Origin of the sequence: Pseudomonas sp. FP2294 (assembly GCF_030687625.1) — a bacterium.
Classification (GTDB): Bacteria; Pseudomonadota; Gammaproteobacteria; order Pseudomonadales; family Pseudomonadaceae; genus Aquipseudomonas; species Aquipseudomonas shahriarae.
In genome coordinates, this window is the sequence record NZ_CP117441.1 from 3,971,250 (window position 1) to 3,990,380 (window position 19,131).

A 19,131-nucleotide genomic window follows, 5' to 3' on the forward strand; every position below is an offset into this window, starting at 1 on the left:
TCGCCACGAAAACCTAGCCGTTTTGCCAGTTACTTAAACGTTTTGTTCAAACTATCGTGTACCCGACCAATTTTTGATGGCAGGGCCGGAAATGGAATTCATCGAACAGACCCGCCAAGGCTATGCAGCCTTTCGCGGTTACCAGACGTGGTATCGCGTGACCGGCAACCTCGACAGCGGCAAGGCCCCACTGATCATCCTCCACGGCGGCCCCGGCGGTACCCATGACTATCTGGACGCCTTCAAGGACGTGGCAGCCAGTGGGCATGCGGTGATTCACTATGACCAACTGGGCAATGGCCACTCCACCCACCTGCCCCACCAGCCCGCAGATTTCTGGACGCTTGAGCTGTTTCTCGAAGAGCTGGACAACCTGCTCGACCATCTGCACATCCACAACCATTACGCGATTCTCGGGCACGCCTGGGGCGGCAGACTCGGCAGTGAACACGCGATTCGCCAACCCCGGGGCCTGTGCGCCTTTATCGCTGCCAACCTGGCGGCCGGCTTCGATGACCAGCCCCTGTGCCGGATCAACCCGTGGCCCGAAGAAGTGGCACGCACCTTCGCGCAGATGGCGGCCGACCCTACGGTGTACAACGCCTTGCATGGCCCCCTCGACATTGGCCGGTTGTCGCAGATCAAGGTGCCGACCCTGGTGATTTCCGGGCGCCACGACCAGGCCGCTTCCCTGGAATTCAAAGCGTTCCTCGATGAAATCGGCGATGTGCGCGGAGCGCTGTTTGAAGACTCCAGCCATATGCCCCATGTGGAGGAGCGCCAGCCGTGCATGGGCACGGTGGTGAAATTTTTGGATGAGGTGTGCTCGCCAACGGTCTTCTAAACACCACAAATCCAATGTGGGAGCGGGCTTGCCCGCGATGGCGGAGTGTCAGTCAAATAGTGATCAACTGACCCACCGCTATCGCGGGCAAGCCCGCTCCCACACAAGCTCGCCACATTCAGCTTTTTGTGGCGTTACACCTCGCTGGTTTCAGCCCGCCCCGCCACCGTCGCTTTCTGCGGTGATGCATCCACCACCGGGATCTCCTTGCCCTCGGCATCAAACAATTTGCCCTTGCTGAAATAATCCCCGTCCCGCAGTGCCGCCACATCCTGGAAGCACAGGCTGCGCTCGGTGCCGGCGACGAACACCGATTGCTGGTCCGAGTTGCCGGCTGTGAAGTGGTTGAACGCCAGGTTCAACAGGATCGCCATGATCGCCGAGGAGCTGATCCCCGAGTGGAAGATGGTCGCGAACCAACTGGGGAACTGATCGTAGAAGCTCGGCGCAGCGATGGGGATCATGCCGAAACCGATGGAGGTGGCAACAATGATCAGGTTCATGTTGTTACGGTAATCGACCTTGGACAGCGTGCGGATCCCACTGGCCGCCACGGTGCCGAACAATACGATCCCGGCGCCGCCCAGCACCGAAGTGGGCACTGCCGCAATCACTCGGCCCATAAAGGGCAGCAGGCCAAGGATCACCAGGAACAGACCACCCGTGGCCACCACATAGCGGCTCTTGACCCCGGTCACCGCCACCAGGCCGACGTTCTGCGCGAAGGCGCTTTGGGTGAACGAACCGAAGATCGGCGCAAACATGCTCGACAGCATGTCGGCACGCAGGCCGTTGCCCAGGCGTTTGGAGTCAACCTTGGTGTCGATGATCTCGCCCACCGCCAGAATATCCGCCGAGGTTTCCACCAGGGTCACCATGACCACGATGCACATGGACAGGATCGCGGCTACATGGAAGGTCGGCATGCCGAAGTGGAACGGCGTGGGGAAGCCGATCATCGGGCCCTGGGTCACGGTGGAGAAGTCCGCCATGCCGAGGAATACCGCGATCAATGTGCCAAACACCATCGCCAGCAGGATCGACAGGCGCGAGATGGTGGCGCTGCCCACCTTGCTCAGCAACAGCACCAGCACCAGGGTGATGGCCGCCAGGCCGATGTTCGGCATGCTGCCAAAGTCAGCGGCGCGACTGTTACCGCCCATGGCCCAACGGGCGGCGACCGGCATCAGCGTCAGGCCGATGGTGGTAATCACGATTCCGGTCACCAACGGCGGGAAGAACTTGGTAATTCGCGAGAATATAGGGGTGATCAGCAACCCGATCAGCGACGCGGCCATCACCGCGCCCAGGATCGCCGGCACACCGCCCGCGCCGTCGCTGCCGACAATCGCCACCATGGTCGCCACACCGGCAAACGACACCCCTTGCACCAAGGGCAACTGACAGCCAAAAAACGGCAGGCCCAGGGTTTGCAACAGCGTGGCCAGGCCACCGGCAAACAGCGACGCGGCGATCAACAGGCCAATATCGGCGGGGGATAACCCGGCTGCCTGGCCGACGATCAACGGCACGGCCACGATGCCGCCATACATGGTCAGTACATGCTGCAGGCCGTAAGCCATGTTGGCAGCGACGCCAAGATTCTCATCTTCTGGCCGTTGCGGTGACGCCTTCGGGATAGTCATGGTGAGGGGTTCTCTGTTTTTGTTGTGCGCTCACTGTATGCAATAGAAAGATTGGATGTCCATAGAGTTGTATACAATCATTTCCACAAGATGCCCGCTATCGACGTTACAAAAATCCATTCAGCCGCCCTGCCCAAAGGCCTCAAGCCGTACCCACAAGGACCTGAAAAAAATGCTCAACCGCACGCTGCGCATCCACTCTGCGGCCATTTGCTACTTCGATATGGTCCGCCGCTGCCATTCGATCCGCGAAGCCGCGCGCCGGCTGAACGTGGCCTCGTCGGCAGTGAACCGGCAGATTCTCAAACTCGAAGACGAAGTCGGCGCGGTCCTGTTCGAGCGCCTGCCCGGTGGGCTGCGCCTGACTGCGGCCGGGGAAATCCTGACCCGCCATGTGACCCTGGTGTTGCAGGATGTGGAACGGGTGCGCGGCGAACTGGAAGGCCTGAACCAGGTACAGACCGGGCATGTAGAGATCGCCACGGTAGAAGGCGCGACAGTGGAGTTGCTGCCCGCCGTGCTCAAACGCATGCGCCAGCGCTACCCGGCGGTGACCATCGGTGTGACCGTGCAGGGCTCACAATCCATTCCGGCGGCGGTGATCAATGGCCAGGCAGACCTAGGGCTGGCCTTTGCCCTGCCGCGCAGCGCGGAAACCACGCAACTGTGTGTCGGCCATTTCCGCCTCGGGGCATTGGTAGCGCCGGGGCATCCACTGGCTTCCCATGCCAGCGTCAGCTACACCCTGTGCGCCGAGCACGGGGTGATCCAGGCCAACAGCGAGCTGTCGATCCATCACCTGATCGCCCCGCTGCACAAGCGCTCGTCGGCCGCGCACAAGCCCTTGCTGCAAAGCAATTCCATGGAACTGGCGCGGCAGTTGGCGCGCCAGCAGTTGGGGGTGGCGTTCCAGACGCGCATTGGGATCGAGGCCGATTTGGCCAGGGGTGAGTTGCTGCACATTCCCTTGAGCGACCAGGGCGGGATGTTCAGCGACCTGGGGCTGTATGCGCGCAAAGGTCGGGATTTGCCCACGGCGGTCGAGTCGATGGCCCACCTGATCAGCGAGGAAATCGCTTTGCGTGAACGCGAAGAATTGCCCTGTACACCGCGTATTTCCTGACCTTCAGGCCAGCTTCAGTGCTGCCGATTCGGCAGCAGCCCAGTCGATATTCTGTTCTTTGAGCATCACGGCGGTTGTGTCGATACTGCGCCCGGCGGCCCCTGCACGGCTGCCACGAGCCAAACGCCAAAGGAACTAAAACAATGAAAAAGGCACTGCACGGCGCAACCGTATTACTCACACTCCTCGGCGGCGGGGAGGCTGTCGCGGTGGAATGGATGAACAACAGCGTAGGATTTCGCTACGGACAACAGTTCACCAATCCGAACAACCCCGACGAATTCAGCAAGCGCATCTACAGCTTCACCCATGCCAGTGGTTACCAGTACGGCAGCAACTTCCTCAACCTCGACGTCTTCCTGTCCGACAGCCGTGACCCGCGCAAGGGCACCGATCACGGCGGCAGCGAGGTGTATGCGGTCTACCGCCATCAGTTGTATGCGTCACGGGTCTTCGACAGGCCGCTGGGCACCGGGCTGATCAAGGATTACGCGCTGACCCTGGGGTTCGATGCCAACCGCAACAACAACCTGGCATCCGCGAAAAAACGCGCCCTGGTGATCGGGCCGACCGTGAAGTTCAATACGGTCGGGGTGCTGGACCTGAGCCTGATGTACTACAAGGAAAACAACCATTCCGGCATCCCCGGTGCGAAGGATCCGAACCACACCTTCGACGACACCTACATGCTCAACCTGACCTGGATGCGCCCATTCGAACTCGGCAACCATGGCGCGAAGTTCCAGGGCTTTATCAACCATGTCGGTGACAAAGGCCATGACTACAACAGTCGCGACACCGCCGCAGAAACCCTGATGCGTACCGCGCTGATGGTCGCGGTACGGCCGGGCAAAAGCGTCAAGCCCAACCTGTACCTGGGGGTAGGCTACGAATACTGGCATAACAAGTTCGGGGTCGATGGCGGCCGTGGCAGCCGCACCTCGACACCGACATTGAATATGGAAGTGACCTTCTAGGCTAGGCCGGCGCCATCTGCGACTCATCCGCCTTGGTCCGCGCCAGCCAGTAACCCAGCACCGCCAGCGGCGCGGTCGCCAGCATCACGATCACCGTGACCAGCAACGGCTGCTCCAGCAAGGATGACACCAGCAGGCTGGCGACAAAGCACAAGCCCAGTTGCAGGGTGTTTTGCAGGGCGGCGGCCTTGCCGGAGTTTTCCGAAAACGGCATCAGCGCATTCGCCACCACAATCGGATAGCTGGCGCCGTTGACCAGGGCCATCAGGCAGAACGGAATCAGCAAGGTGGTCAACGTCGGCACCGTCAAGGTCGCGACCAGATACAACGCCACCATGCTCACGCAATAGGCCACCAGCAACCACGGCAACAGGAGTTTGCCCTGGAACCGTTGCAGGGCACTGCGGCAGCTGTAGCCGCCCACCAGAAACGCCAGGGTCGGCAGCACATAACTCAGGCCGATGTCATTGGGGCTGTAGCCCATGCCACCGAGAATAAATGGCGAGGCGGTGAGCCAGGCGAAGAAGCTGGCGGAGCACGCGGCGAAGATCATCACATTGCCGGTAAACACCCGCGACTTGAACAATTGCCCGTAACCCAGCCGCGACTGTTCGCCATCAGTGGCCAGGCGCTTGGGCATCGGTTTGAGGAACAGAGTCGGCAACAGCAGTAACAGCGAGACGACCAGCAACACGGCAAAGATCGCCTGCCAGCCCCAGTGATTCAACACCACCGCCCCCAACAACGGTGCCAGAGCCGGTGACAGGGACATTAGCGGCATGATACTGGCAAACACTCGGTGCGCCTTGTCGGCCGGGTACCGGTCAATCACCAGCGCCTGCCAACTGACTGCGGCGCTGCACACCCCAATCGACTGTACAAAACGCAACGCCAGCAGTTGCGGCGCGGTCTCGACCCAAAACATCCCCAGGCAGCCGAGCACAAACAGGCTCAGGCCGGCCAGCAGGATCGGCTTGCGCCCCAGGCGGTCCGACAGCGGCCCCCAGAGCAGTTGCCCCACGGCAAAACCGGCGAGGAAGATACTCAAGCTGGCCCCCACCGCACCGGGGGAAATTTGCAGGTGTTCGCCCATGGCGCCGAACGCGGGCAAGTACATATCCATGGCCAGATAGCCGAGCATGCTCAGCCCCGCCAGGTACCAGGTAAAACCAAAAGAGTTTTTCATTGAAGCCTTGTAAGTACTGCCATCAAACAATTTGCTGACTGGCACCTATTATGAAGCTGGCAGTTGCCCTGTGAAGCGATAATAATTGGACGCTCTTATCAATATTTTTGAAGGCAACCCTCATGTGGTCCGAATACTCCCTGGATGTGGTGGATGCCGTGGCCCGTCACGGTAGCTTCAGCGCTGCCGCCCAGGAACTGCACCGCGTACCCTCGGCCATCAGCTACACCGTGCGGCAAATCGAGGAATGGCTGGCAGTGCCGCTGTTTATCCGCCGCCACCGCGATGTAGAACTGACTCCCGCCGGTCGCCTGTTTATCGACGAAGCCCGTGGCGTGATGAAAACCATGCTCGGTACCCGCCGGCTGTGCCAGCAGGTGGCCAATGGCTGGAGCGGCCAGCTGAAGGTGGCGGTGGACTCCATCGTCAAACAGCAGCGTTGCCGGCAACTGGTGCTGGACTTCTATCGCCAGTTCCCGGAAGTGGAGCTGCTGCTGGAGTACGAGGTGTACAACGGGGTGTGGGACGCCCTGGCGGACGAGCGCACCGATATCGTGATCGGCGCCACCAGCGCGGTGCCGGTGGCCAGCCACTTCACGTTTCGTGATATGGGCTTGTTGAACTGGCTGTGCGTGGTCAGCGCCCGGCATCCGCTGGCCCAGCTCGACGGTTTGCTCAGTGACGATCAACTGCGGCCCTTTGCGTCGCTGTGCATGACCGACACTTCGCGCAACCTGCCCAAGCGCGACACCTGGACCCTGGATAACCAGCGGCGCCTGGTGGTCCCCAGCTGGGCATCGGCCATGGATTGCCTGCAGGACGGGTTGTGCGTCGGCATGGTGCCGGCGCACCTGGTGCAGCCATTGATCGACAGCGGTGAACTGGCGGCCCTGCAACTGTCCCGGCCCTTCCCGGCCAGCCCGTCCTGCGTGGCCTGGGCGCAGAACAAACTGTCACCCGCCATGGCCTGGCTCCTGGACTACCTGGGGGATAGCCAGACGCTGAACCAGGAGTGGCTGAACGGACCCGCTTCACAGTAACCGAGCGATGGCCCGCACAATCATCTCCACTTCCTTGCTGTCCAGGGTCAGGGGCGGCAGCAGGCGAATGACCTTGCCCCGCGTAACGTTGAGCAACACCCCCTGCTCGCGGGCGGCCCGTTCGGCCAGGTCGCGCTGCGGCGTGGCCAGTTCAATGCCGATCATCAGGCCACGACCACGGATCGCCAGCACCTGCGGATGCTCACTCAATTCCACTCGCAGCCGTGCCAGCAGCCGCTCGCCCTGGCGTGCGGCGTTCTCCAGCAAACCTTGTTCCTCGATGATATCCAGCACCGTGCAGCCCACCCGGCACGCCAGCGGGTTACCGCCAAAGGTGCTGCCATGGCTGCCTGGGGTGAAGAGCTTGGCCACCGAGGTTCGGGCCAGGCAGGCGCCAATCGGAATGCCGTTGCCCAAGCCTTTGGCCAGGGTCATGACGTCCGGGACAATCCCCTCCTGCTGGAAGGCAAACCAGGTGCCGGTACGGCCAATGCCGGTCTGGATCTCATCGAGCATCAATAACCAACCGCGCTGGCTGCAGTGGGCGCGCAAGGCTTTCAGATAGCCCGGCGGGGCCGGTTGCACGCCACTTTCACCCTGGATCGGCTCCAGCAATACCGCGACTATCCGGGCGCCAAACTCACGGGTCACCGTGTCCAATGCCGTCAGGTCGCCAAAGCCGACCTTGATGAAATCCCCCGGCAAACGCTGGAACCCCAGGCGTACCGATGGCCCGTCACTGGCGGCCATGGTGCCCAGGGTGCGGCCGTGGAAGGCGTTCTCCATGACCACCACCAGCGGCTGCTCGATGCCTTTTTTCCAACCGTGCAGGCGCGCCAGTTTCAACGCGGTTTCATTGGCCTCGGCGCCAGAATTGTTGAAGAACGCCTGATCCAGGCCGGATAGCCGGGCCAAACGTTGGGCCAGCCTTTGCTGCCAGTCGATGCCGTACAAGTTGGAGGTATGCAACAGCAACCCGGCTTGCTCGCTGATTGCCGTCACCAGCCGCGGGTGGGAGTGACCGACATTGGTCACGGCAACCCCGGCCACCGCGTCAAGGTATTCACGGCCTTGCTGGTCCCAGAGGCGGGTGCCCAAGCCACGGGCAAAGCTCAGTGCCAGGGGTTGATAGGTGGTCATCAGGCAAGCGGCGGTCATGGCATCGGGCTCCATCAAGGTCATGGCCTTAGTATCGTTAGCCACTCAAGCTGGATAAACTGCGCATACCTGCAATGACTTTAAATCAGGACTTGATAATGGACTTGTTCCAGGCAATGAGCGTCTACGTCAAAGTGGTAGAAACCGGCAGCATGACCGCAGCGGCCCAGGTCTGCGGCCTGTCTACGACCATGGTCGGCAACCACTTGCGCGCCCTGGAACAACGCCTCGGCGTCAGCCTGCTCAAGCGCACGACCCGCAAGCAAAGCCTGACCGAGTTCGGTGGCCTGTATTACCAGCGCTGCCTGGAAGTCCTGGGGCTGGTGGCCAACTCCGAGCAATTGGCGGAACAGGTCCACCGCGAGGCGCCCCAAGGGTTGCTGCGCATCACCGCACCGCCCGCGTTCGGGGCCGAGCGCCTGGCACCGGCGCTCAGTGAGTTTTCCCGCCGCTACCCGCTGATCCAGCTGTACGTGGTGTTGAGCAATCAAACGATGGACCTGATCGACAGTGGCTTCGACGTCGCGATCCGCCTGGGTGAGCTGCAACCTTCAAGCCTGATCGCCCGGCCCTTGCAGGACTACACCATGACCCTGTGCGCATCGCCGGATTATCTGGCGCGCCGGGGTACACCCCAGCAACCCATGGACTTGCAGAACCACGACTGCCTGGCGTTCGCCTACCCATCGACCGATGACTGGCGCAACGCCGACAAGCTCTGGCGCCTACGGGGGGCCGAGGGTGAAGTCGAAGTCGCCGTGTCCGGGCCCATGACCATCAACAGCTCCCAGGCCCTGCAGCGCGCGGCCGTCGAAGGCATGGGCATCGTGATGCTACCCGACGCCCTGGTGGCCGCCGACCTGCTGGCGGGCCGACTGGTGGCGCTACTGCCAAGCTATCAGTCACCTTCGCGCTCCATGCACCTTCTTTATGCACAGGACCGCTACCGCCTGCCCAAGCTGCGGGCCTTCGTCGACTTCGTGATCGAACAATGGGCGCGTTAGAAATTCACCCCCAGGGCCTTCAGCTCACCGCGGGTCTGCTCGGGTGATACATGATGAATACCCCGCCAGCCCACAGCACTGGCAGCGTGGGCGTTTTCAGCCACATCGTCGATAAACACCAGTTCTTCGGGGCGGATATCCGGCAAATGGGCGCGCACCTGGTCAAGGCTGGCGCGGTAGATCGCAGGGTCGGGCTTGATCAGCTTTACCTCGCCGGACACCACGATATTGCGAAAGTACTTCAGGAAGGGGTAGTTGGCGCGAGCATAGGGGAAGGTTTCAGCGGACCAGTTGGTCAAGCCGAACAGCGGCACTTTAGCCTCATGCAGGTCTTCAAGAATCGCTACGCCGTCGGCGAGCGGGCCGCGCAGCATTTCATGCCAGCGGTCGTAGTAGGCCCGGATCAGGGCCTCATGTTGCGGGTGCTCGGCGATCAGGCTGTGGGTGGCTTCAGCCAGGGTGCGCCCAGCGTCCTGTTCGGTGTTCCAGGCCTGGGTACAGATGTTCTCGAGGAACCATTGGCGCTCCTCGTCACCGGTAATCAGTTTACGGTACAGATGCTGCGGGCTCCAATCAAACAGAACACCGCCGAAATCAAAAACTACTGCACGAATCGTCATGAAGATCCTCCGTTAGCCGAGTGTGGTCACTGGAACACCCAGCATGAAGCAAATGTGGGAGCTGTCGAGCCCCGGCGAGGCTGCGATAGCGGCGGCACTGCAACATTATGTTGCCTGAACCACCGCTATCGCAGCCTCGCCGGGGCTCGACAGCTCCCACAAGGGTTTCGCTTAGTTTGTTAGAGCTTAAGCCTGAACCAGACCTTCAATCTTCACGGTCGGATTGACGTCCGCGTCGTAATCCACGCCACCAATCTCGAAACCGAACAGGCGCAGGAACTCTGCCTTGTAGCCGGCAAAATCGCTGATTTCGTTGACGTTGTCATCGGTCACCTGGTTCCACAGCGCCGCCACGGCGTCCTGGACTTTCGGTTCCAGCTCCGCCAGGTCGGCACGCAGGCGGCCATCGGCGTCAAGCTTCGGCTCGCTGCCGTACAGGCTGTCCTTGAACAGACCATAGACCTGCTCGATGCAGCCTTCGTGGGTGCCCTGCTCTTTCATCACCTTGAACAGCAGCGACAGGTACAACGGCATGATCGGGATCGCCGAACTGGCCTGGGTAACCACGGCCTTGAGCACCGAGACGCGGGCATCGCCCTTAAGTGCGGCGAGGTTGTCGCGCAGGGTCAGGACTTTCTTGTCGAGGTCTTTCTTGGCCTCGCCGATGGAGCCGTTCCAGTAAATATCCTGGGTCAGTTTTTCGCCCAGGTAGGTGAACGCGGTGGTCTTGGCGCCTTCGGCCAGCACGTCGGCGTCACGCAGGGCGTCGATCCACAGCTGCCAGTCTTCGCCGCCCATCACTTTGACGGTGCCGTCGATTTCTTCCTGGGTCGCCGGCTCCAGGGTGGTGTCGACCACAACGCCCTTGTCGGTGTTGATCCCGCGCAGGGTCACAGCCTTGCCGATCGGCTTGAGGGTGGAGTTGTGCACCACGCCCTGCGGATCAGTACGGCGCGGCGCGGCCAGGCTGTAGACCACCAGGTCGATCTTGCCCAGGTCTTTCTTGATGGTTTCGATGGTCAGGCGCTTGATCTCGTCAGAGAACGCATCGCCATTGATGCTCTTGGCGTACAGGCCTTTTTCGGCGGCAAACTTGTGGAAAGCGGCGCTGTTGTACCAGCCGGCAGAGCTGAGCTTGCCTTCTTCGCCTTCTTTTTCAAAAAACACCCCAAGGGTGTCGGCGCCACAACCAAACGCGGCACTGATACGCGCAGCCAGGCCGTAACCGGTGGACGCACCGAGCACCAGGACTTTCTTCGGGCCGCCTTCGATGGCACCGTGTTCGGTCACATAGTCGATCTGCTCTTTGACGTTCGCTTCGCAGCCAACAGGGTGGGCGGTCACACAGATAAAGCCACGAACCCGCGGTTTGATGATCATAAAATTTCTGCCTCTTCCAAGGTGCCGATGGCCAATGGTGGCCATTACGGCGTCAATCGTACTGGTCTATGACGTCCGAAAAACCGAAGCGTCACGATAGTCGCAATTCTTCTGTTCGCAAAATCCAATCCACACCGGCCAAAGGCACTATATTTTTCCGACAAGGGCGCGAATTCAGCAAGTTCTGCGGCATGATGAGGCAGGACAGAGTTTGCGTCCTGCCTTCAGGGCAGGGAAAATGCCCGTCCTGTGCGACCGTATTCGGCGCTCGTCATCCTCAAGCCACTGGCTGTCCATCGCCCGGTGGCTGCGCTTTCAGGGAATAAGAATGCCTCAACGCCAAGTCATCAATGCCTCCGTCAGCCCCAAGGGCAGTCTCGAAACGCTGTCACAACGTGAAGTCCAGCAACTGAGCGAAGCCGGCTCCGGCAGCATCTATACGCTTTTCCGCCAGTGCGCCCTGGCCATCCTCAATACCGGCGCCCATATCGACAACGCCAAGACCATCCTCGACGCCTACAAGGACTTCGAAGTCCGCATCCATCAACAGGATCGCGGCGTGCGCCTGGAGCTGTTGAACGCGCCAGCCGACGCGTTCGTAGATGGCGAAATGATCGCCAGCACCCGGGAAATGCTGTTCAGCGCCCTGCGCGACATTGTCTACACCGAAAACGAACTCGATAGCCAACGCATCGACCTGAGCACCTCCCAGGGCATCACCGACTACGTGTTCCACCTGTTGCGCAACGCGCGTACCTTGCGCCCGGGTGTCGAGCCGAAGATCGTGGTGTGCTGGGGCGGGCACTCGATCAATACCGAAGAATACAAATACACCAAGAAAGTCGGGCACGAACTGGGCCTGCGCAGCCTCGACGTGTGCACCGGTTGCGGCCCGGGCGTGATGAAAGGCCCGATGAAGGGCGCGACCATTTCCCACGCCAAGCAACGCATCACCGGCGGGCGCTACCTGGGCCTCACCGAGCCGGGCATCATCGCCGCCGAAGCGCCAAACCCGATCGTCAACGAACTGGTGATCCTGCCGGATATCGAAAAACGCCTGGAAGCCTTCGTGCGTGTCGGGCACGGCATCATCATCTTCCCCGGCGGCGCCGGTACGGCTGAAGAGTTCCTGTACCTGCTGGGTATCCTGATGCACCCGGACAACCGTGACGTGCCCTTCCCGGTCATCCTCACCGGGCCCAAACAGGCGGCGCCGTACCTGCAACAGCTGCATGCGTTTGTCGGCGCGACCCTGGGGGAAGCGGCCAAGGCCCACTACCAGATCATTATTGATGACCCCGCCGAAGTCGCCCGGCAGATGACCGCGGGCCTGAAGGACGTCAAACAGTTCCGCCGCGAGCGCAACGACGCCTTCCACTTCAACTGGCTGCTGAAGATCGACGAAGGCTTCCAGCGTCCGTTCGATCCGACCCATGCCAACATGGCCAGCCTGCAGTTGAACCATGCCCTGCCACCCCATGAACTGGCGGCCAACCTGCGCCGGGCGTTCTCGGGGATCGTGGCGGGTAACGTCAAGGACAAGGGCATCCGCATGATCGAACAGAACGGCCCGTACGAGATCCACGGCGACCCGACCATCATGAAGCCGCTGGATGAGCTGTTGAAGGCGTTTGTGGAGCAACACCGGATGAAACTGCCTGGCGGCGCGGCGTATGTGCCGTGCTATCGCGTGGTGCAATAAGGCAGATTGCCAGGTCATAGGTTGTATTGCTTTAGAGCCATCTGAGGGGTGTCGAGGGAGCGAAAGCGGACTAGGGTTTTATCTATTCCGACCACCGACACCTACCAGCAGAGCGACCTATGGACCAACGGATCTTGTCCTCCATTATTCCTTACCCTAAGGTAAGGAATATCCCGATGGAGATCTTCATTATGGCCACCGCCACACTCACCTCAAAAGGGCAAATCACCATCCCCGTTCAAGTCCGCAGCGCGCTGGGCCTGGACACCGGAGACCGGGTGGAGTTTGTCGAAATGGAAGATGGCAAGTTTGCCATTATCGCTGCCAACCACAGCATCCAGGACCTCAAGGGCCTGATCCGCAAGCCCGCCAAGGCCGTCAGCATTGAACAAATGAACCAGGCCATCGCCGCGCAGGGAGCGAAAGCGGGATGATTGGCCTGGATACCAATGTGCTGGTGCGCTATGTCACTCAGGACGATCCGGTTCAATCGGCCAAGGCCTCGAACCTGATCGAATCCCTGACCGTTGTTTCACCGGGCTTCGTCAGCCTGGTCTCGGTCGTGGAGCTGGTATGGGTATTACAGAGCTGCTACCAATGCACCAAGACGCAACTGGTGGCGGTTCTGGAAACCCTGCTGCGCACCCGTGAACTGATCATCGAAGATGCCGAACTCATCTGGCAGGCCGTGCGCCGATTTACCACGACCAAGGCTGACTTCGCCGACTGTTTGATCGAACGCTGTGCCCACGCTGCCGGGTGCGAATACACCGCCACCTTTGATATCGATGCCGCGAAAGCCGTCGGCATGCGTCGCCTGGGCTGAATCCTGGCGTTGCTGCAACGGACCTGCTTTGGTAAAACCTGTATTCCACTGCCCTTGAGAGACCGCCCAACGTGCGCACGCTTCTGCTCGCAGCCCTGCTCCTGACACCCACCCTCGCCCTGGCAGAAACCATCGCCTGGCCGGACCTTCCAGAGACCTGTTTCGTCAGCGGCCGGTCGGCCACCAACGACGATGTCGACAATGGCTGTGCGGCGTTTCTGATCAATGTGAAAGGCAAGGCGGCAGGCACGCCCATCAAGCTGGAGATCCCCCAATACGCCATGCACGTCGAAGCGGGCACAGGCAAGGAAACGCCGGTGATCATCATCCAGGCGGAAGAGAACGGTGAGATCAAGGCGGTTGGGTACAAGGAACTGGGAACGGAGCAATTGGGCGCGGCGTTGCTCAAGGAAGTGCGGCTGCTGGGAACCAAAAAGCCAACCTGAAGAACCCTATCCAGGCGACCTGGGCATGATGTTTACGACGCACGCACCATCGCCTGCCTCTTCAAACGGACCAGAATCAGCCCAACCACCACCACCGCAATTCCCACATACGTCGACGTATAAATCACATCGCCAAACATGACTGCCGCCCAGACCAACGTCACGGGGGGTTCCAGATACACCAGCGCTGCGACGTGGGTGGCGGTCATGACCCGTAACAACATCCAGAGGCTCAGATACGCGACAAACGTAGAAAACACCGTCAGCCAAACGATCGAGACCAGTACGGCGCTGTCCCGGGGAATGCTGAACGTATCGGTGTAGAGCACGGCCGCAGTGAAGCCCATCAAGGTAATCAGCGACTGGATAAACAGTGACAGGCTCAAGGGGCTGCGATGAGTTTGTCTAAGCGTTGAGCGCCGTTCATATAACGTCGCCATCGTCAGCCCCAGTGCAGAGACAAGCGGCAGTAAATACATACCCAGTCCGAGCTCGGCAGCACTATTGCGGTACTGCCCCGCGATCACAATCGACACCCCGCAAAAACCAACCAGCAAACCCAGCCATTGCCACGCTCCGCTGCGCTCTGTCGTACTGCCCGATGAAAGTGCAGCGGTCATCAGCGGCTGAAGCGCAGCGATGATCGCCGCAATACCTGGCGGCAAACCATTTTGGATCGCCACATAGACACAACTCAAATAGAGAAACTGCGACAAAAAACCGATCACCGCATGGTGGCGAATTTGCTCCCAGGAAACCTTCAGCAGCGCGATATTCAAAAACAGCGCCAGACAGACTGAGACCAGCAAAAAACGCCAGAACAGCAAGTTGAACGCTCCCGCATCCTCGGCCCCCATCTTCGCTCCAATAAAACCGGAGCTCCAGGACAAGACAAACACTATCTGCAATAACAGTAACTTCAGCGTTCCCAAAGTCGTGCTCTTAGGCGACATCATTATTACCCCTGAATATCGCCAGTTCGGTAAAGGTAATAGGCTCAATGCCCAGTCGACGGTATTGCTCGTCAGCGGGCAATGCCAAGTCGCGCCTAAGCTGGAACCATGGCCGGATAGTCCTCAGTACACCGTCGTCGGATGCCAGGTGCCAGAACTTGTTCACATCGACTGAGCTGTAAGGACAATGAAATGAAAGGACCAACGACATACGCCTGCCGGCCGTGACCGGGCGAACACCATGAAACACACGGCTACCGTAAAGGTAGACCGCATCGCCACTGGCCCTGACTACGCTGGTACATACGTGTCCATCCAGGTTACTCACATCAAAAAGCTCGTTCCGCTGGTCAAAAAAAACGAACTCTCCACCTTCATACTCACCAGGGTCCGATAGCAGGATATTCAACACGAAACTGGTGCCGTCGGTATGCCACATGCCAATCTGGGCTTTATCCTCAGGGGCCTGGCGCGGGTAGAAATAGTTGACCTGTGAACGCGCCCGTAAAAATGGGTGGGGCACCAAAGGGACACCTGCAATCTGCGACACCGCCAACAAAAAAGCGCGACTACCCATCATCTCCCGAATAAGGGTCGAGGACTCAGTGGCGGCGCGGGTGCGATTGGAAATAATCCAGTCGCTGGTGGTAGAGCCCGCCTCCAACTGATAACAAGCTCGACGTAGTTGCGTGACGCCCTCTTCGGTGAATAGTCCCGCAACCTGTGCCACGGCTGTTAGTTGCTCAGCCGAAGCGACGCCCAACGGCGAGTTCACATAACCAAGCTCGGCAAGACTTTGGCGATGCCCGAATGCTGGAACACTGTTGCGTAAGTAGCTGTCACTCCAATGCTTAAAGGTATCGAGCAATGCCCCTGGATGCTTGCATCGTAACGATGCTGGAGAAAGCGACGCCTGCAACGCCAGTTTCAGCCGTCCTGCTCCCTGTACAAATACCGGAAGGTCACCGTCTCGTCTCATGGCTATCCACCTCTATCTGTCAGTGCAATCGTGGTCCAGGCAATACTCGGACAGTTGATACATAACACTGCCATCTCCGCTGCAATACTCACCAATTACTCGGCAACTGCCGTACTCCTGGCGCACACGGATGAATTGCTCGCGGGTGTATTTCAGGCAGACATTCGTCAAGAGATAGCCATCATCGTGACCGTCATGGACGGGCAACAACGTTGCAGCTACACGGTAGCGCTCATCGTGGTGCTCGATTTCGGAGATGATGACCCGATGGCTATCCGTTTTCTCCAAACCCAGTTTCAACCCGATCAGATCAGAAAACCGAATCATGCAATCGTGGTTATAAAAACGATGGATATGAGCGTCATCCTCAACCGTGGACAACTGCATTTCTGACAAGACGTACGTTCGCATGCCGCCCACCCGGCGGATGATCTCGCCTACGGTATCGGGCAACTCATTGCCCTCTTGAAAGCCCAGCATTGTAATTAGCGTCACATCCTGACCGCGTTCAAGCTGGTGCCTGGACAAGTCCCGGAAATCAGTGGCCAGATAGGAAAACCCCTGAGGAGTGGCCAGCATCGGCTCAATCGCACGACGCATGATGCCCTGCGAAGCACAGTTGATATCGACCGCGGTGTAATACTCAAGCTCAATGCCACACTCAAGCAAATACCCCATCAGGGCGGATGTTTTCACTGGTTCTGGACCCAGTTCGACGTAATGAACGCTGCCCTGCCCCAGGAGATCGACCAGATCTCCAGCGACTGATTGCAGCAGGTCACCCAGGGAGCCCGTTCCGCAAGGCGCGGCGCATACGCCTTCGTCGCTTATCCCCTGGCTATTCAAGGCGGTCATCAGCGCTAGTATTTCTGCGCTGACTTGCTGCGAAAGCTCCGTCCGATGCTCAGACAAGGTCGAATATTTCTCAGCGTTTTCAATAGTCCAGATTCTTCCTTCCAGGTCATGATTGTTCTGCAAGGACGCTACAACCAGCGTGTTGATATCCATATACGCTCCAACTCTTTCTTATTAGGTATGCAGGTGCGCTCTTGTTTGACCAAAAGACTAAAGTGGGGTCATGATTTTGTATATTTGAATAATCCGCACCACTAATCCTCAAAAGAGGAATCATGAACAAACAACTGAACATCGACCTTCTACGCACCTTTCATGCGGTTGCCCGCTTTCGGCGTTTCAATGAAGCAGCCAACCATGTCCATCGCAGTGCATCGACTGTCACCACTCAAATCCACAAGCTGGAGCAACTGGTGGGTCAACGGTTGTTCAGCCGCAACAACCAGGGCGTCGAACTCACGATGTATGGCAAGAAGTTGCTGAGTGAAACCACTGACTTTCTGAAAAGCCATGACCGCCTGCTCGCATCACTCACGCCACAACGCATGCAGGGCAAAATCCGCCTGGGCTTGCCTGACTCATACGCTCCGGCATTTATGCGTGACTTCCTACCGTTGCTAATTGCAGACAATCCGCTGCTTGAACTGGAGGTGGAAGCCAGGTCCAGTGGTGAGCTGTTCACAATGTTCAGTCGCGAACAAATTGACTTGGCACTGATTGTCAGCTCACAACCGCTGGAACAGGGTGAACGTCTCGGCACGATCCAACCCGTCTGGGTAGTTGCCGAGAATTTCCAGAGATCCGAGCAGGCACCGCTGCCCATTGCAGTGCAGCTGACCGGGTGCCCATACCGGGCATCGGCCTTACAGGCCCTGAAAGAGCATGGGGTTTATTACCGAGTCCTGCTGGAGAGTGCCAGCTCGACGGCTGTGGAGGCGGCCATCATGTGTGGGCTGGCGGTCGGGATGATTGAGGAGGAGCGCATGACCACCGGGCTGACCAAACTCATCCCCGGAATACAGTTACCTGGGCTGCCGCCGCATCAGCTTTATTTACTTTCTGATAGCGCTAATCATCTGGCATTGCACCTACATGAGCAGATCAAAAAAGGGTTCAGTATTCGGCCCTTTTGAGCAGACTGTACGGACCGGACACATAGTGGACACATGTGCGGGGACATAGTTGACACATTATGAACCATAGTCCGGTTTGCTCACGTCGATCGTTCGTAGGAAATGGTGGCAGAAGTAGACGTCAAAGAGCCCGTCACTTTCAGGGTTAGGCCGAACTGCGATGTGCTGCCCAACCAGCCCCTTGGCAATGCTGAAGTAACGTTTCTGAAAGCGAAATCGGCTGTGATAAACCTTGGCCAGCACATCATCCGGCCCATATTCAAACTCCGATAGCTGCTGCGGATAAGCCCAGGGGCTTGCTCGATACCGGTCCATAGGCACCTTGTAGTCCAGTGCTTGGTGAGGGCGTTTTAAGTTATAGACCTCACGCCATTGATCAAACGCTGTTTGAGCATCCTTGATCGTGGAGAATTGACGCCCATCAAGCACCTCGGCTTTGAGTGAACGATGGAAGCGCTCAATCTTTCCATTGGTTTGAGGGTGATAAGGACGACTGAAGCTGATCCTGATCCCCAAGCGAATCAACCAGATACTTAATTCTGTGATTTCCCCAGGGTTGCGTGGCGAGCCCCATGGCGGCCCATTGTCAACGTTGATGCGAGCCGGTAAACCAAAGCGCTGGAATACCTCGATCATCTTTTCCTTCACTGTGATTCCACGCTCGTTATCACAAGCTTGAATCGCCAAATTGAATCGTGAGTGATCGTCCAACAACGTCAGCGGATGGCATCGGCCTTCTTGCGTCGGGAAGTGCCCTTTGAAATCCATCTGCCAAAGATCGTTAGGTGCATCGTGTTCAAATCTCAGCTTTGCTTCTTGTTCCTTCTGAACAGGCTGAATCAGCCCGCATCGGTGCAGAACATTGGTGACAGTGCTAGGAGCAATCTGCTTTTTCAAAAGGCTGCTGATTGTACGTCCGCCCCAAGCGGGATGTGCTCGCCTAAGCGCTATGACTTCCGCTTCCAGAGCTGGCGCGGTTAGCTTTGGGCTAGTCGCAGGTTTTCGGGACTTCTCTTGCAGTCCAGACTGCCCCTGCATTTCATAGCGTTTCAACCACTTATAGGCCGTTTGCGGACTGATGCCGAACCGTCGACACAGCTCTCGTTTATTGCTGCCGGGTTGCCGTGCTAAGGCAATGAACTCTTCTTTCAGGCTCATGGTATCTCTCGTGTCCCAGGGCATGATGGCTTTCCGGCGAAGTTGGCTCGCCAAAAGTGTCCACCATGTCCCCGCACACCCGTCAACCATGTGTCCGGTCC

The 19,131-nt window shown here is 58.9% G+C and carries 19 protein-coding genes; 10 read left to right on the forward strand and 9 right to left on the reverse strand.

The features are described from left to right. The first annotated feature begins 91 nt into the window (after positions 1-91). A complete protein-coding gene (locus PSH73_RS17685) occupies positions 92-844 on the forward strand; it encodes an alpha/beta fold hydrolase (RefSeq protein WP_198817678.1) in 753 nt (250 codons plus the stop codon). A gap of 134 nt (positions 845-978) precedes the next feature. Here the strand turns inward: PSH73_RS17685 and PSH73_RS17690 are convergent, their stop codons facing one another. Next, positions 979-2,490 carry a nucleobase:cation symporter-2 family protein gene (locus tag PSH73_RS17690; protein WP_057438561.1) on the reverse strand — a complete coding sequence of 504 codons (1,512 nt, stop codon included), beginning with the start codon at positions 2,488-2,490 and terminating at the stop codon, positions 979-981. A 172-nt stretch (positions 2,491-2,662) separates the two neighbouring features. Here PSH73_RS17690 and PSH73_RS17695 point away from each other — a divergent pair, with 172 nt between their 5' ends. Beyond that, the gene (locus PSH73_RS17695) at positions 2,663-3,613 is read left to right on the forward strand and encodes a LysR family transcriptional regulator (RefSeq protein ID WP_057438560.1); all 951 of its coding nucleotides are present in this window, start codon (positions 2,663-2,665) and stop codon (positions 3,611-3,613) included. Between the two features lie 143 nt (positions 3,614-3,756). Continuing rightward, positions 3,757-4,590 (forward strand): nucleoside-binding protein, encoded by an 834-nt coding sequence (locus PSH73_RS17700; protein WP_120733672.1) that lies wholly within the window; start codon positions 3,757-3,759, stop codon positions 4,588-4,590. A gap of 1 nt (position 4,591) precedes the next feature. Here PSH73_RS17700 and punC read toward each other — a convergent pair whose 3' ends face one another. After that, positions 4,592-5,776, reverse strand: a complete 1,185-nt coding sequence (punC, locus tag PSH73_RS17705) for a purine nucleoside transporter PunC (RefSeq protein ID WP_115128661.1) — start codon at positions 5,774-5,776, stop codon at positions 4,592-4,594. 122 nt (positions 5,777-5,898) lie between these two features. Here punC and punR point away from each other — a divergent pair, with 122 nt between their 5' ends. Next, entirely contained in the window at positions 5,899-6,816 is a 918-nt protein-coding gene (gene punR / locus PSH73_RS17710; protein ID WP_305461116.1) for a DNA-binding transcriptional activator PunR, read from the forward strand. Here the strand turns inward: punR and PSH73_RS17715 are convergent. Continuing rightward, positions 6,808-7,974: an aspartate aminotransferase family protein gene (locus PSH73_RS17715; protein WP_120734460.1), complete on the reverse strand. Its 1,167-nt coding sequence runs from the start codon at positions 7,972-7,974 to the stop codon at positions 6,808-6,810. The two genes, punR and PSH73_RS17715, sit on opposite strands and share 9 nt — an antisense overlap. Before the next feature lie 98 nt (positions 7,975-8,072). On the opposite strand from PSH73_RS17715, the gene PSH73_RS17720 reads away from it, so the two are divergent. Then, positions 8,073-8,978, forward strand: coding sequence for a LysR family transcriptional regulator (locus tag PSH73_RS17720; protein WP_186626192.1), 906 nt, complete (start codon positions 8,073-8,075; stop codon positions 8,976-8,978). Here PSH73_RS17720 and PSH73_RS17725 read toward each other — a convergent pair. After that, positions 8,975-9,598, reverse strand: coding sequence for an HAD family phosphatase (locus PSH73_RS17725; RefSeq protein ID WP_169960247.1), 624 nt, complete (start codon positions 9,596-9,598; stop codon positions 8,975-8,977). The two genes, PSH73_RS17720 and PSH73_RS17725, sit on opposite strands and share 4 nt — an antisense overlap. A gap of 186 nt (positions 9,599-9,784) precedes the next feature. Further along, a complete protein-coding gene (fabV, locus tag PSH73_RS17730; RefSeq protein WP_115128665.1) occupies positions 9,785-10,978 on the reverse strand; it encodes an enoyl-ACP reductase FabV in 1,194 nt (397 codons plus the stop codon). 328 nt (positions 10,979-11,306) lie between these two features. On the opposite strand from fabV, the gene ppnN reads away from it, so the two are divergent. The 4 genes from ppnN (at position 11,307) to PSH73_RS17750 (ending at position 13,952) form a co-directional block, all read left to right on the forward strand. Beyond that, positions 11,307-12,680 (forward strand): nucleotide 5'-monophosphate nucleosidase PpnN, encoded by a 1,374-nt coding sequence (gene ppnN / locus PSH73_RS17735; RefSeq protein ID WP_305461119.1) that lies wholly within the window; start codon positions 11,307-11,309, stop codon positions 12,678-12,680. A 176-nt stretch (positions 12,681-12,856) separates the two neighbouring features. After that, positions 12,857-13,114, forward strand: coding sequence for an AbrB/MazE/SpoVT family DNA-binding domain-containing protein (locus PSH73_RS17740; protein ID WP_128592932.1), 258 nt, complete (start codon positions 12,857-12,859; stop codon positions 13,112-13,114). Next, a complete protein-coding gene (locus tag PSH73_RS17745) occupies positions 13,111-13,506 on the forward strand; it encodes a PIN domain-containing protein (RefSeq protein ID WP_057960277.1) in 396 nt (131 codons plus the stop codon). The genes PSH73_RS17740 and PSH73_RS17745 overlap by 4 nt, the downstream gene beginning before the upstream one ends. 71 nt (positions 13,507-13,577) lie before the next feature. After that, the gene (locus tag PSH73_RS17750) at positions 13,578-13,952 is read left to right on the forward strand and encodes a hypothetical protein (protein ID WP_057960278.1); all 375 of its coding nucleotides are present in this window, start codon (positions 13,578-13,580) and stop codon (positions 13,950-13,952) included. Positions 13,953-13,984: 32 nt separating this feature from the next. Here the strand turns inward: PSH73_RS17750 and PSH73_RS17755 are convergent, their stop codons facing one another. The 3 genes from PSH73_RS17755 to PSH73_RS17765 are packed head-to-tail and all read right to left on the reverse strand — an operon-like array spanning position 13,985 to position 16,892. Further along, the gene (locus PSH73_RS17755; protein WP_057960364.1) at positions 13,985-14,905 is read right to left on the reverse strand and encodes a DMT family transporter; all 921 of its coding nucleotides are present in this window, start codon (positions 14,903-14,905) and stop codon (positions 13,985-13,987) included. Continuing rightward, on the reverse strand, positions 14,895-15,884 hold the full coding sequence (locus tag PSH73_RS17760) for a 2OG-Fe(II) oxygenase (RefSeq protein WP_198792158.1): 990 nt from the start codon (positions 15,882-15,884) through the stop codon (positions 14,895-14,897). Before PSH73_RS17760 ends, PSH73_RS17755 begins: the two co-directional genes overlap by 11 nt. A gap of 12 nt (positions 15,885-15,896) precedes the next feature. Beyond that, a complete protein-coding gene (locus PSH73_RS17765) occupies positions 15,897-16,892 on the reverse strand; it encodes a hypothetical protein (protein ID WP_057960280.1) in 996 nt (331 codons plus the stop codon). A 122-nt stretch (positions 16,893-17,014) separates the two neighbouring features. On the opposite strand from PSH73_RS17765, the gene PSH73_RS17770 reads away from it, so the two are divergent. Next, positions 17,015-17,872: a LysR family transcriptional regulator gene (locus PSH73_RS17770; RefSeq protein ID WP_057960281.1), complete on the forward strand. Its 858-nt coding sequence runs from the start codon at positions 17,015-17,017 to the stop codon at positions 17,870-17,872. A 57-nt stretch (positions 17,873-17,929) separates the two neighbouring features. On the opposite strand, the gene PSH73_RS17775 is transcribed toward PSH73_RS17770, so the two are convergent. Continuing rightward, positions 17,930-19,054, reverse strand: coding sequence for an IS481 family transposase (locus PSH73_RS17775; protein ID WP_057961168.1), 1,125 nt, complete (start codon positions 19,052-19,054; stop codon positions 17,930-17,932). Positions 19,055-19,131: the final 77 nt, after the last annotated feature.

Bases quoted from the DNA above. Each gene is read 5' to 3' on its own strand.
- PSH73_RS17685 (WP_198817678.1), top strand. From the start codon at position 92: ATGGAATTCATCGAACAGACCCGCCAAGGCTATGCAGCCTTTCGCGGT.
- punR (WP_305461116.1), top strand. From the start codon at position 5,899: ATGTGGTCCGAATACTCCCTGGATGTGGTGGATGCCGTGGCCCGTCAC.
- PSH73_RS17760 (WP_198792158.1), bottom strand. From the start codon at position 15,884: ATGAGACGAGACGGTGACCTTCCGGTATTTGTACAGGGAGCAGGACGG.
- punC (WP_115128661.1), bottom strand. From the start codon at position 5,776: ATGAAAAACTCTTTTGGTTTTACCTGGTACCTGGCGGGGCTGAGCATG.
- fabV (WP_115128665.1), bottom strand. From the start codon at position 10,978: ATGATCATCAAACCGCGGGTTCGTGGCTTTATCTGTGTGACCGCCCAC.
- PSH73_RS17720 (WP_186626192.1), top strand. From the start codon at position 8,073: ATGGACTTGTTCCAGGCAATGAGCGTCTACGTCAAAGTGGTAGAAACC.
- ppnN (WP_305461119.1), top strand. From the start codon at position 11,307: ATGCCTCAACGCCAAGTCATCAATGCCTCCGTCAGCCCCAAGGGCAGT.
- PSH73_RS17770 (WP_057960281.1), top strand. From the start codon at position 17,015: ATGAACAAACAACTGAACATCGACCTTCTACGCACCTTTCATGCGGTT.
- PSH73_RS17725 (WP_169960247.1), bottom strand. From the start codon at position 9,598: ATGACGATTCGTGCAGTAGTTTTTGATTTCGGCGGTGTTCTGTTTGAT.
- PSH73_RS17715 (WP_120734460.1), bottom strand. From the start codon at position 7,974: ATGACCGCCGCTTGCCTGATGACCACCTATCAACCCCTGGCACTGAGC.
- PSH73_RS17755 (WP_057960364.1), bottom strand. From the start codon at position 14,905: ATGTCGCCTAAGAGCACGACTTTGGGAACGCTGAAGTTACTGTTATTG.
- PSH73_RS17690 (WP_057438561.1), bottom strand. From the start codon at position 2,490: ATGACTATCCCGAAGGCGTCACCGCAACGGCCAGAAGATGAGAATCTT.
- PSH73_RS17740 (WP_128592932.1), top strand. From the start codon at position 12,857: ATGGAGATCTTCATTATGGCCACCGCCACACTCACCTCAAAAGGGCAA.
- PSH73_RS17775 (WP_057961168.1), bottom strand. From the start codon at position 19,054: ATGCCCTGGGACACGAGAGATACCATGAGCCTGAAAGAAGAGTTCATT.
- PSH73_RS17695 (WP_057438560.1), top strand. From the start codon at position 2,663: ATGCTCAACCGCACGCTGCGCATCCACTCTGCGGCCATTTGCTACTTC.
- PSH73_RS17745 (WP_057960277.1), top strand. From the start codon at position 13,111: ATGATTGGCCTGGATACCAATGTGCTGGTGCGCTATGTCACTCAGGAC.
- PSH73_RS17765 (WP_057960280.1), bottom strand. From the start codon at position 16,892: ATGGATATCAACACGCTGGTTGTAGCGTCCTTGCAGAACAATCATGAC.
- PSH73_RS17700 (WP_120733672.1), top strand. From the start codon at position 3,757: ATGAAAAAGGCACTGCACGGCGCAACCGTATTACTCACACTCCTCGGC.